The sequence below is a fragment of the Streptomyces sp. AM25 genome (assembly GCF_058146165.1).
The window spans coordinates 1-10,974 of record NZ_JBKIWN010000038.1 but is presented as its reverse complement, the minus strand read 5'-3'; the positions used below and the strand labels follow the sequence as shown (position 1 = coordinate 10,974).

The 10,974-nt window shown below is 68.3% G+C and carries 11 protein-coding genes; 4 read left to right on the top strand and 7 right to left on the bottom strand.

The genetic code is table 11. The features are described from left to right. Window positions 1–30 precede the first annotated feature (30 nt). Together ACLHRZ_RS32550 and ACLHRZ_RS32545 are read right to left on the bottom strand one after the other, a co-directional pair. Window positions 31–366 carry a hypothetical protein gene (locus ACLHRZ_RS32550; protein ID WP_490422201.1) on the bottom strand — a complete coding sequence of 112 codons (336 nt, stop codon included), beginning with the start codon at window positions 364–366 and terminating at the stop codon, window positions 31–33. Beyond that, the gene (locus tag ACLHRZ_RS32545) at window positions 363–1,313 is read right to left on the bottom strand and encodes a conjugal transfer protein (protein WP_490422200.1); all 951 of its coding nucleotides are present in this window, start codon (window positions 1,311–1,313) and stop codon (window positions 363–365) included. The genes ACLHRZ_RS32550 and ACLHRZ_RS32545 overlap by 4 nt, the downstream gene beginning before the upstream one ends. Before the next feature lie 381 nt (window positions 1,314–1,694). On the opposite strand from ACLHRZ_RS32545, the gene ACLHRZ_RS32540 reads away from it, so the two are divergent. Together ACLHRZ_RS32540 and ACLHRZ_RS32535 are read left to right on the top strand one after the other, a co-directional pair. Then, on the top strand, window positions 1,695–2,063 hold the full coding sequence (locus tag ACLHRZ_RS32540; protein WP_490422199.1) for a hypothetical protein: 369 nt from the start codon (window positions 1,695–1,697) through the stop codon (window positions 2,061–2,063). A gap of 193 nt (window positions 2,064–2,256) precedes the next feature. After that, complete coding sequence (locus ACLHRZ_RS32535) at window positions 2,257–3,036, top strand: hypothetical protein (RefSeq protein WP_490422198.1); 780 nt, start codon at window positions 2,257–2,259, stop codon at window positions 3,034–3,036. A gap of 347 nt (window positions 3,037–3,383) precedes the next feature. Here ACLHRZ_RS32535 and ACLHRZ_RS32530 read toward each other — a convergent pair whose 3' ends face one another. After that, the gene (locus tag ACLHRZ_RS32530; RefSeq protein ID WP_490422197.1) at window positions 3,384–3,989 is read right to left on the bottom strand and encodes a dihydrofolate reductase family protein; all 606 of its coding nucleotides are present in this window, start codon (window positions 3,987–3,989) and stop codon (window positions 3,384–3,386) included. Between the two features lie 456 nt (window positions 3,990–4,445). Next, the gene (locus ACLHRZ_RS32525; protein WP_490422196.1) at window positions 4,446–5,306 is read right to left on the bottom strand and encodes a MurR/RpiR family transcriptional regulator; all 861 of its coding nucleotides are present in this window, start codon (window positions 5,304–5,306) and stop codon (window positions 4,446–4,448) included. Between the two features lie 74 nt (window positions 5,307–5,380). Here ACLHRZ_RS32525 and ACLHRZ_RS32520 point away from each other — a divergent pair, with 74 nt between their 5' ends. After that, on the top strand, window positions 5,381–6,232 hold the full coding sequence (locus ACLHRZ_RS32520) for an EamA family transporter (protein ID WP_490422195.1): 852 nt from the start codon (window positions 5,381–5,383) through the stop codon (window positions 6,230–6,232). A gap of 381 nt (window positions 6,233–6,613) precedes the next feature. Here the strand turns inward: ACLHRZ_RS32520 and ACLHRZ_RS32515 are convergent, their stop codons facing one another. Next, window positions 6,614–8,137, bottom strand: a complete 1,524-nt coding sequence (locus tag ACLHRZ_RS32515; RefSeq protein ID WP_490422194.1) for a TniQ family protein — start codon at window positions 8,135–8,137, stop codon at window positions 6,614–6,616. A gap of 109 nt (window positions 8,138–8,246) precedes the next feature. Next, window positions 8,247–8,879 (bottom strand): hypothetical protein, encoded by a 633-nt coding sequence (locus ACLHRZ_RS32510; RefSeq protein ID WP_490422193.1) that lies wholly within the window; start codon window positions 8,877–8,879, stop codon window positions 8,247–8,249. 170 nt (window positions 8,880–9,049) lie between these two features. Between ACLHRZ_RS32510 and ACLHRZ_RS32505 the strand changes: the two genes are divergently transcribed. Further along, window positions 9,050–9,484, top strand: coding sequence for a VOC family protein (locus ACLHRZ_RS32505; RefSeq protein WP_490422192.1), 435 nt, complete (start codon window positions 9,050–9,052; stop codon window positions 9,482–9,484). 177 nt (window positions 9,485–9,661) lie between these two features. On the opposite strand, the gene ACLHRZ_RS32500 is transcribed toward ACLHRZ_RS32505, so the two are convergent. After that, window positions 9,662–10,894 (bottom strand): IS110 family RNA-guided transposase, encoded by a 1,233-nt coding sequence (locus ACLHRZ_RS32500; RefSeq protein ID WP_490422191.1) that lies wholly within the window; start codon window positions 10,892–10,894, stop codon window positions 9,662–9,664. Between the last annotated feature and the right edge of the window lie 80 nt (window positions 10,895–10,974).

The window sequence follows — 10,974 nt, the reverse complement described above, 5'->3', positions numbered from 1 at the left end:
TACGGCCCACACGACCACTTGACGCCGCGCTCATGCCGCACCACCCCCGTCCGAGGGACGAAGAACCGCAGCGGAACTGCGACCGAGCTCCGTCACCGACACCCCGGTCGGCGCGGCACCATGGTTGAGGACTTCGTCCTTGAAGGCGTTGCCCAACTCGGTGCGTGAGCCGTAGATGCCCAGGCAGACCACCAGCCCCAACAGAGCGCTGATCCCCGCCTTCATGGAGAATTTCTGACTGACCTTGACGACCACGATCACGATCAGGGCGAGCTTGAGCGCCTTCTCCGACCAGCCCGTCCCCACGCCGAACAAGTGGTCGCCGATGTCCTGAAACGCCCCCGCCAACACCACCGTCGCGCTCATCGTTCCGCCCCCGCGCCCAACACGAGCACGTGCCCGCGACCCGGGGCCGAGGCACCCGTGACGGAACCGCTGCTGCTGTTGTTGTCCGGCGGGGAGTCGAAGCCGGCGACCTCCCACCGCCCTGCCCGGGCGAGCAGCCGCAGCGCGTACGCCAGCGGCCACTGCCGCCCCGCACCATCACGAGCCGTCACCTGCACCAGAACGCGCGCCACCGCCCCGTCGCGCCCGACCGCACCCTCACCCGCACTCGCGGCGGCCGTCACCCGCTCGACAACCACGTCCTTGAACGCTGCCGGGCTGACCGCGGGCAACCGCACCCCCAGAGCCAGAAACCGATCGGACACCCCCGGCCCGCCACCCAGATACGCGGTGAGGAAGTCACCAACGGTCTGCGCCAGCGCCGAGTTCACCGGAACGTCCTCCGGATACGCCGACGCCGGCACCTTCTCACCGGACGGCGCACCGACCTCGGCCGGCGCCCGCGGGACCACGACCTGCTGGACGGGCCCGTCACCGGAGACGAGGACCGGGACGGCGAAGTACCGCACCGAGACAGCCTCGTTGCCGGTGTGCAGCTGCGCAGCGACCGTCACCAGCCATGCAGGGCCACCTTCGGGCTGGCGCCGTACCGCCACGAGCCGATCGACCACCGGCGGCTCCTGACCCCACGACGGCAGCCCCACCTCAGGAGCCATCTCCCGTAGGAGCTTGACCGTCGCGCTGTCGCCCTGCCGGGCGTCGGCGCGCAGCCACAGGGAGAGGAAGAGCTCCGCGTAGCCGCCGGGCGACTCCGTCTCGGCCGGCCGCGCCGACGGCGAGACGGCCGGCGCTGCCGGCGCGCGGGAGGCCGTGCGCGGCACGGCCACGGCGGCGACGAGAGCCAGCGGCCCGCAGAGCAGCGCGCCCCACACGGCCGCACGGACAAAGCGCAGTTGGCGCGAACGCACCGGACGGACCGTCGGCACAGCCGGGGCGGACGGTGGGCCTTCAGGCCCGCGAGGCGAGCGGCGAGGAAGAACGGAAGGCATGCGGACTCCAGGGTTCGCGAGCGAAAGGGGATGTCGCCAGCCTTCGCCGCAGCCCTTACCCGGCCCCTTACCACCCCTCCTGACCAGGGCCACAAGCACACAACGACCATCAGTTGCCCACCACGGCGCCCGCCCTGGTAAGCCGCCGGCCATGCCGTCCGGGCTCCCGGGACGCAGGTGGTAAGGCCGACCGCGATCGTGAATCCGTCGATATCCGCCAGCCAACTCGCGGTAAGCGGGCCGGTGAGATCAGCGACGAAAGGTAGCAGCATCCCCGAACCCCCGGCAGAAGAGGCCACCATGACGCTGCTCCGCACGGTGACGCGCGCTCTGTCCGCTCGCAGGCGACCCACTGTCCCCGAGCCCGCACCTGCTTCCGTCGGCTCGTACGCGTGCCAGGACATCGCCGCGTGCCTTCCCGACGTGGGACCGCTGACGACCGAACTCCTCGCCGCCGCACAGCACACCCGCCAACTGCCCTGGCTCGCCGCCCGCGAGTCCAACGCCGACGCCTACCGCTTGGCCGCGCGTCGGCTCCTCCTCGACATCGACGCCGGATACCGGGCTGTCACCCGGGGCAACGGCACGCTTGAGGACCTCGTGGACGGGCTCGTCCCCCCGGTCAAGCAGGTGGACAACGATGACCCGCGACACGGACATGCCGCCTGACCCAGCACCTGCCGGCGAAGTCAGGTGGTCGGTCACTCGCCGCACCCTGGTGCCGCCGGGGCGCCGGCTGGTGGCACTTCTCCAAGGCAGTGTGCAGGAAGGGGGCCAAAAGCCTACGCGGACCCCTCGTCGCACTCTTGTTCCCGGCGAGTGGAAGATGGGGCGGAAGGGGTGTGCGATGTCAGGACAGCGAGTGAGGGATACGGTGGGCAGTGCGGGCAAGAGGCCGAAGAGGCGCGGCGCAGGTCGGCTGTCGCCAGGATGGACCCGGTCCCTGGGCGCCCTGCTGATCGTGCTGTCCCTGGTCGCGGCGGTGCTCGGCTATCTCGCGTTTACCGCGTGGCTGCCCTCTGACCGGGAGCTCTACCGGGACTACCGGGCCGCCGAGCCGTGCCCCGCCCATGCGGCCGAGCAGGTCCGGGCGGAGAAGGACTGCCTGAGCACCTGGCAGTACACCGTCGAGAAGACGGTGATCAAGGAGGGTGGGAAGAATGCCACCTACAAGGCAACCCTGGGGGACGGGGCTTCCTGGCAGGGGGTCGTGGACTTCGGCGACCCGGGGCCGCTTCTGAAGAAGCTGGAGCCGGGCGACCAGGTCACCGGCACCGTCTGGCGCCGCATGATCGTGGTGCTCAGCAAGGACGGCGTCCGGCAGAACACCTCCGCCGCGCCCCGCGACGAGCTCCAGATGAACGCCGCCTTCGGCCTGATGGCCGCGCTCCTCGCGGCGCTGATGTTCGTCTTCGGCGCAGTGCGCCTGGTCAGCCCTCGCGCCCTGGAACCCTTCACCTGGAAGCCGTACGGCAAGCGGATGCTCATCACCATCGCCTCCGTCTGCTTCGGGGTGGGGCTCCTGGCCGTGTGGACCGGGATCCCCTGGCCGGTCGTGCCCGCTGTGGTCATACCCGTCGTGGCGTGCGTGGCGGGAGTGATGTACCGCAGCCTGCAGCAGCGTGTCGAAGGCAGGGCGTGACGGCACCGCGGCACCTGCGGCACAGCGTCGCCTCGATGAGCACAACGGGCCACGTGAAGCGTCCATGTGCCAGGTCGAGCGCTCAGTCACGGTGCCTGTGACTGAGCGCTTCAGCTGGCCCCATCGGCCATGTAGAGCGCTCAGCTCGCGAGGCTCTGCCCAGGGAAGCGTCCAGCGGCGCATCCGTATCCGGAAGGTGGATCCTTGCGGAGACTGCGGCCTGGGAGGGCGTACGTGGACTGACCTGCGACGGCTCGGGGCCAGGTGGGTCGGGCGTCCTGACGTTGGCCGTTCGCTCCCTATTAGGTCTTGCTCCGCTGCCGTCCAGACCGGCGGACGGGGCGACGTCAGGCAGGGACGCCGAGCGGCGGGTGCTCGAGCACGCGGGGCTTGTACTCGACCAGCTGGATGCGGCCGTCGAAGGTGCGGTGCTCGATCGTCTCGAGGGCAACGTCCGGATAGCCGTCGTAGATGCGTTCTTTGCCTGTGGCCCCGGTGATCACCGGGAACATCACGACCCGGAAGCGGTCGACGAGTCCGGCTCGCAGCAGGGACCGGCACAGGCTGAGGCTGCCGATCGTGCTGAGGAGCCCCGAGCCGCTCGACTTCATGGCGCGGACCGCCTCGACGGCGTCGTTGCGGACGAGCGTGGAGTTGGCCCACGTCAGTGGCTCCTCGAGTGAGGAGGAGAACGCCACCTTGGACGCTTGCGTGAGCTCGTCGACGGACGCCTCTTCTTCGGGCCTGAACCCGTCTTGGCCATTCGGGACCTTGCCTGCGGCGAAACCCGACATCAGGCGGTAGGTGTTCGCTCCCATCAGGTAGGTGGCCCCGGGCTGCTCGCCGAGCCATGCGAGGTACTCCGGGCCCTCGAGGCCCCAGAACCCGGGCCATCCCTCTCCCGATGCGTAGCCGTCGAGAGAGGTGATGAAGTCGACGAGAAGCTCCGACATGGCGGTGTCCTTCCTGGGGTGTCACGAGCTTGGACCGGCCGGGAGCCACAACTCATCGGCCGCGCTGTGGAGTTAACAAGAAAACCCATGGCGCTGCAGCCGATCACGTCGACGGAGCGGCACTGCTCGGAGGGCCCGGGCGCCTACATGATCTGTCAAAGCCCCAGCTCAGCCCCGCCCGCGAACGGCCCGGGCCAACCGTCACGCCCAGCCGGGCCAAGTACAACGCTCAGGGGCCAACTGAAACGCTCAGTCACAGTGCTGAGGCTGAGCGCTTCAGGTGGCGGATGAGCCGCCGAGTTGGCGGGGCTGAGAAGCCGTTGTGCATCTCTACCGTGAGTTGCAGGTGATCGCGTTGCTGTACTGGTTGGGCACATGTGCATCTGCTGGCGGTCTTACATGCCATTCAGGAGGTATTCCTCGAGCTCGTCTGCCGGTTGTTCTGCTGGTGAGCGGTCAGTAGAGCTGTTCGCTGGTGAGTCGTGCGTTGAGGTAGAGGGCGCGTTCTGCGTCGGCGCCGCGGATGGTGAGGAGGGTGAGGACGAGGGCGTCGATGGCGGCGAGGTGGGCCAGTCGGCTGGCGACGCTTTCCAGGCCGAGGATGATGTCCTGGCCGCCGGCTACCAGAGTGCAGGTGGCCAGGTCGCCCAGGAGGGATTGGGCTGCGCTGGTCAGGGCGATGACCGGGGCTCCGGCTTGTTGGGCCAGTCGTGCTGTGTCGACGGTGTCGCGTGTGGCGCCGGTGTGGCTGACGGCCAGGCAGGCGGCGTCGGGGGGGAGCAGGCTGGCTGCCAGGCGGGCCGTGTAGGGGTCGGTGGGGGCGTCGACGGTCAGGCCGAGGGCGCGTAGCCGGCAGGCGGCATCGAGTGCGATCGTGCTGGACAGGCCTGTTCCGACCAGCAGGATCCGGCCTGCCTGGTGGAGCAGCTGGGCTGCTTCGTTCAGCCGGGCTGCTGTGAGAGTGGTCGAAAGTCCGTCGAGTGCTTCGCGGGCGGCGCGGACTGTCTCGGCCAGGGCGTGTGCAGCAGGGTCGGCGGAAGGCTCGTTTCGGGGCTGGCCGGGCTGGGGGCGGGCTTGTTGCGCGGCGGCGAGCTTCAGCTGCTGGAATCCTCGGAATCCCAAGCGTTGGCATGCGCGCACCACGGATGAGGGTGCGGTGTCGGCGAGGGCGGCCACCTCGGCGATGGTCATGTCGAGCAGGCCGACGCCTTGACGGAGGACCACCTGGGCCACGCGCGCTTCGGCGTCTCGCAGTGCCGGCAGGTGGGAGCGGATGTGCGCGTCGAGCCGGCCACCATAGACAGAACTGGATTCCATAAACTTATGATAGCGCGGAATTCAATTCCAGCAGCTGTCTGCGGCTGCTCACCGGAACCGGCGGTGTCATACCTGTGTCTGCCTCTGTCCTTGCCGCCCTGCTCGCCCTCACCTCCGCACTGCTGCACGCCGCCTGGAACGCGGCCGTCAAGTCCGGCACCGACCGGCTGACCTCGATGGCCATGGTCGACGGCACGGCGCTGATCCTGTGCGCCCTGGCGGCACCGTTCGTCGCACCACCCAGCCCCGCGGCCTGGCCCTTCCTGCTCATCTCCACCGTGCTGAACACCGTCTTCCGCCTTCTCCTGGTCAGGGCCTACCAACTCGGAGATTTCGGCCAGATGTATCCCCTCGTCCGGGGTGTGGCACCGCTGGCCGTCGCCCTCATCTCCACCGCGACCATGGAGCAATCGCCCGGCATCCTCGGATGGGCGGGGGCCGTGCTGATATCCCTGGGCATCACCAGCCTGATCCTGGCCGGCCGCACCGGCACCAGCGGCGCCCTCGGCCGCAAACCGATCCTCTACGCCGTCGGCGCCGGCCTGGCCGTGGCCGGCTACACCTCATCCGACGCGGCAGGCGTCCACGCCGCCCACGACATCGTGGGCTACATCGTGTACCTGTTCCTCCTCGAGAGCATCCCCATGCCCGCCCTCGCCCTGGCCAGACGTAAAAACGCGGCCGTGCACTATCTGCGCGACAACTGGCGCACAGGCCTGTTCGGTGGCATCAACGCCCTGCTCTCCTACATCCTGATCCTCTGCGCCCTGTCCCTCAGCGACGCCGCACGGATCGCATCCCTGCGCGAATCAAGCGTGGTCCTGGCCACCATCATCGGCACCGTAGTCTTCAAAGAACCCTTCGGCCTCAAGCGCATGTACTGCGCAGCCGTGGTCGCCAGCGGCATCGTCCTGGTCAGCTATTGAACGCCCACTTGTTCCTTGAACTCCTGATGCAACACGGTTCGCAGGCGCCGCTGGCAGATCAACGAGCAGGCAGGCTTGAGAAATGCCTTGCGGATGCCGCCTTGGGTTTCCCAGTTGGCTTCGCACCCGACACGAACCCCGAGGTAGCACAATGGCTTCTGAGCGCCTCAGTTAGCGGAGGGTGAGGTGACCAGAGGTCTGGTACCAACCTTTTGCGCCAGCTGTGCGGTGTATCCGATGAGTGCTTGCCGGAGATCAACGTAGTGCTGGTGGTGCTGGGAGTGTGCAAGGCGGTGCCAGTACTGCGTGTGCTGGTTCGACCAGCCCGTCGGTCTCGGCCTGCCGAGAGCGGCTTCCAGTGGGCGAGGGGCCAGCAGGACGTCACCGTGAGTGGCAATCGTCCAGACGAAGACCGAGGCGGTCGCGCGCTTGAGGTCCCCCCAGGTCTGGGGCTCCCCGGCATGGCGGCAGCTGGGAGATGATCATTTCCCAGGATGCAACGGGGATTGACCAGTCCCGGAGTTCTTCACGGCGGGTCCGGTAGTCGATCCGTTCTTCGTCCGCGTCAACACGCCGTACCAATTGATCGACGGCGGCGGTGAGAGCACGGGCTCGCTGCGGGTGACCGTGCTGCCACCGGGGAAGGTCGTCTGCTGCGGTGATCTCGATGGCTCGTGGCCGGATGCCCAGCCAGTGCGCGGCCTCCAGGAGACTGCAGCTGGCCGACCGCTGGACGAGCATGGCCGCTGCGGTGCGCCGGAGAAGACGAAGGCTGATCCGGGGAGCTGTCAGCCGCCGGAACTCGTCCGTGACCCACTCATCCCGGAGGGAAGCCGGGATGTGGTGCAGGGCGTATGAGACGGAGCCGATGCCCGTCAGGGGCTCCCTCTCCCGCCTCCGGCGGGAGGCGGGACGCCGCGGGGGAGGGTGGATGACGGGATCGGCAGCCGAGCGCAGGCGGGGCGAGAGCAACGCGCGGCGTTTTCGATAAGCGCGGGCCCAGTTCGTCGAGTCGCTCGTGTCGTCGAAAGCGGCGGCGCGGAGTTCAGCGAGGTGTCCTGACAGGTCCTCGGACTTGAGGAGCCGGTCGGCCGCGTCCACGAAGGCGGCGCAGGCCTGTGCGTCCTGTGGGAGGAGATCAATCGCGTCGTAGCGGACAGTGGCGTACTGCACGGACGGCGTCCACCACCAGCAGGTTTCAAGGAAGGCTGCTGCCGCGTCGTGGAGTTCGGCGCGCAAGAACCTCTTGGAGCGGGGCCAGGAGAAGTAGAGCAGGGGAACAAGCATTCTCAGGTCGGCGAAGGACTGCTGCGCGTGCTGGGCGTCGGTTGAACGGAGCAGGGCCTGGAGCCGGGTCTGGAGGTCGACGAGCGCCGGGGCGGGTGGGGGAAGCGGATCTCCATCCTGCTCCAGGTGGTGGCCGCAGGGCGGGCCGTTGAGGGAGACGGTGCGGCAGCACTGGGTGGGCCGGAAGGCGAGCAGGGTGTCTGCCGTGGTGGGGCGGGCCGCGGTGAGGAGGGGGTCTGAGGGCTGCCCGCAGGCGGGACAGGTATGCCGAAGGAATTGCCGGTGCTGCGGGCAGGCGAACAGCACCGGCAGGTGCCACTGCACTTTCCAGGGGCCGCCGTACCGGTTCTGGATTTCGCTGCCGTCTCCGGCGAGGCAGGAGGGGCAGTAGCGGGTCTCGCCCACGGTGACCCAGGAATCGGTGCGCAGTCGGCGGTCCGGTGAGGCCAGGGAGGTCGTGATGGGCGGGAAGGTTTCCCGCATCGGGGCGAGGGTCATGGCCATGACCTCGTGCTCGGTCAGCCGGGCCAGGCGTGCCAGTGACTGGGCGTGTGTGCGGGGCAGGTCAAGGAGATGGCCCGAGCCCAGTGAACGGGCCAGGGCCGGCCACCCGGCCATGCGGGCGAGGTCCTTGGGGGTGCGATCCGGCAGGCGAGCCGCAGCAGGCAGCCGTTGAGGTCCTCGTCCGGGAGCGGGTCGAGGCTGCGAGGCAAGGTGATCATGCGGATCACCCGCCGGCGCTAGCCGCGGGGCCGTGGTCGTCGAAGACCGTGTTCCGGCTCCGGCGGCCGGAACGGACGCTCGTCTTGTCCCTGGCCGAGAGCTGTGGGACCGAGGGCACTTCGCCGGCTTCTGCGTCTCGCGACGGGTCCTGGGCCGGATCGATGGCGATGCCGTCGAGAAGGGTCTCGGTCAGCTGTTCCTCGCCGGAGGCGATGGCCTCCTGGCAGCCGTCCTCGAGTATCCGCTCGAGCAGCCCGACCACACCCTGGGTGCGTTCGAAGAGGTACTCGGGCATGCGTCCTTCGGTGAGCATGCCGTCGGGAGCTTTGAGCAATCTCAACTGCTGCTCGAGCCCGGTCAGATGGGTCATCCAGGCAGAGATCTGCTCTTCGGTGTCGTAACGGAAGCGGTCGAGGGTGACGAGGTCGAAACGCCGCTGGGTCTGGGTCGCCTCCAGGCCGTGAACACGCGGCCGACACCCGGCGGGAAAGATCCACTGCCCGGTCGCAGGATCGGAACGGCCTTCACGCAGCAGGCCGGAGGCGGGGATGTCGACGCCGACCAGGACGAGGGTGACGTGCATGCTCATGACGGCCCGGATCAGATCGAGGGTGTCCTGGTCATCGGCCCGGTGCATGCGCAGTCGGGTGATGTCGTCCAGTCTACCGACCGCAGGAGCTCGTGAACCGGCTCTGAACTGCGACGATTCATAGACTACATGTCCACGACGGTCGGTCAATGTTCTCCGGGTGATCACGAGTACTGGTGACGGCGGTAGCTGTCAGAGGTGTGCAGTACGGTCCTGTCATGGCAGCCAAAATCGATCTGACCCTCGACTGCGCGAACGCGCAACTCCTCGCCGATTTCTGGAAGACGGCACTGGGCTATATCGATGAGCCGCCGCCTGCTCCCTTCAAGACCCGCGAGGAGTGGCTCGCGCAGTTTGACCTGCCGGAGGACGACTCCGAGGATGACGGGGCATGGCTCTGCGATCCCGACGGCGTCGGCCCTCGCCTCTCCATCCTCAAGGTCTCCGAACCGAAGACGGCGAAGAACCGGCTCCATATCGACATTCGGGTGCCGGGACACGGCAGTGCCGGTGAGCGGTGGGCGCGGATCAAGGCTGAGTCTGAGCGGCTGGTGAAGGCGGGTGGGGCCGTCCGGCAGGAGTTCGACGAGCACCACGTTGTGATGGCCGACCCGGAGGGCAACGAGTTCTGCGTCGCCGCAGCCTCAGCCTGAGGCTGGCAGAGTGCTGCTGTCACCGTCAACAATCCGTCGACGGCCCGTGGTGGCAGCTCGGGAGTCCGGCCGCTGCAGGCGGCCGGACTCTCCGAACCGAGTTGTGTCGTCAGGCGCGTTTCCGGAACTATCGCGTCACTGCTGAACTTCCTGTCAGACATCTCATCTTGTTTCGTGTCAAACGGACGCTGGTTGGAGCTGGGCGTGGTGGGCCCAGGCGGTTGCTTCGTCGTAGTGGGTGCGGGTCTTGAGGCAGCCGTGGAGGATGCCGACGAGGCGGTTGCCGACTTGTCGCAGGGCGGGGTTGTAGTCGAGGTCCCGGTCGCGTTGCCGGTCGTAGTAGCGGCGGGCGCCGGGCGAGGCACGTAGCGCGCAGAAGGCTTGTCGCTGGAGGGCGTCGGCGAGGCGGTTGTTGCGCACGAAGCGGGCCTGGACGCTCCTGGTCTTGCCGGAGGCTCTGGTGACGGGGCTGGTGCCGGCGTAGTTCTTCCGTGCCTTCGCGGTGGCGTAGCGGGTGGGGTCGTCTCCGAACTCGGCGAGCACCCGGGCGCCGGTGATCTCTGCGATGCCGGGCATCGACAGGTAGATCTCAGCGTCCGGGTGCGCGAGAAAATGCGCCTTCACCTGCGCTTCCATCGCCTCGATCTGCTCGTTCAGCGCGATCAGTATTCGCGCGTGCGCGACCACGGTGGCGGCGTAGGCCGCGGTGACCGGCTCGGGTAGGGTGAGCTGTTTCTCGCGCAGCGCGGTCTGGATCGTGTTCGCTTTCGCGTCCCGGTGATGGCGTCGGTGACGGGCCGGCACCGTCGTGATCTGTGTGCGGGTCAGCTTCGCGCCCGCCTGCGGGGTGGGGGCCTTGATCAGCAGTTCCAGCGCGTCCGTGCTGGTCAGTTCCAGGTCGGCGTAGGCGGTCAGGGCGGCGGGGTAGCACTCGCGCAGTCCGGCCCGCATCCGTTGGAAGGTGCGGGTGCGTTCCCAGATCAGGGTCTGGTGGGCGCGGGCGACGACCTTGACGGCCTGGGCCTGGTCACTGTCCCCAGCAACGGGCCGGAGCTGGGCGTGGTCGATACGGACCATGTCCGCGAGCGCGTGGGCATCACCCTTGTCGCTCTTCGCGCCAGAGGTTGCGTAGCGTTCCTTGAACCTCGCCGCCTGGCGCGGGTTGACCGCATAGACCCGGTAGCCGGCAGCGGTCAGGGCCTGCACCCAGGCACCGCGGTCGGTCTCGATCCCTACCGTCACGTCCGACGGCTCCAGGTCTTCACCGCCGTGCCGGGCGATGAGGTCGCGGAGCCTGGCGATGCCCTTCACGCCCTCGGGCAGCCGGGCCGCGGCCAGCTTGCGGCCCGTACCGTCCTGTATCTCGACATCATGATGGTCTTCGGCCCAGTCGTCCCCGATCCACAACACCTGGCGCGCTCCGTGCTCTCTCGTCCGGTACGTACATGCAGCCCGCGGAAGACCTCGACTTTCGCTGTTCTCGTAGGTCA

Bases quoted from the DNA above. Each gene is read 5' to 3' on its own strand.
- ACLHRZ_RS32550 (WP_490422201.1), bottom strand. From the start codon at position 366: ATGAGCGCGACGGTGGTGTTGGCGGGGGCGTTTCAGGACATCGGCGAC.
- ACLHRZ_RS32540 (WP_490422199.1), top strand. From the start codon at position 1,695: ATGACGCTGCTCCGCACGGTGACGCGCGCTCTGTCCGCTCGCAGGCGA.
- ACLHRZ_RS32530 (WP_490422197.1), bottom strand. From the start codon at position 3,989: ATGTCGGAGCTTCTCGTCGACTTCATCACCTCTCTCGACGGCTACGCA.
- ACLHRZ_RS32525 (WP_490422196.1), bottom strand. From the start codon at position 5,306: ATGGAATCCAGTTCTGTCTATGGTGGCCGGCTCGACGCGCACATCCGC.
- ACLHRZ_RS32515 (WP_490422194.1), bottom strand. From the start codon at position 8,137: ATGGCCGGGTGGCCGGCCCTGGCCCGTTCACTGGGCTCGGGCCATCTC.
- ACLHRZ_RS32510 (WP_490422193.1), bottom strand. From the start codon at position 8,879: ATGCACCGGGCCGATGACCAGGACACCCTCGATCTGATCCGGGCCGTC.
- ACLHRZ_RS32505 (WP_490422192.1), top strand. From the start codon at position 9,050: ATGGCAGCCAAAATCGATCTGACCCTCGACTGCGCGAACGCGCAACTC.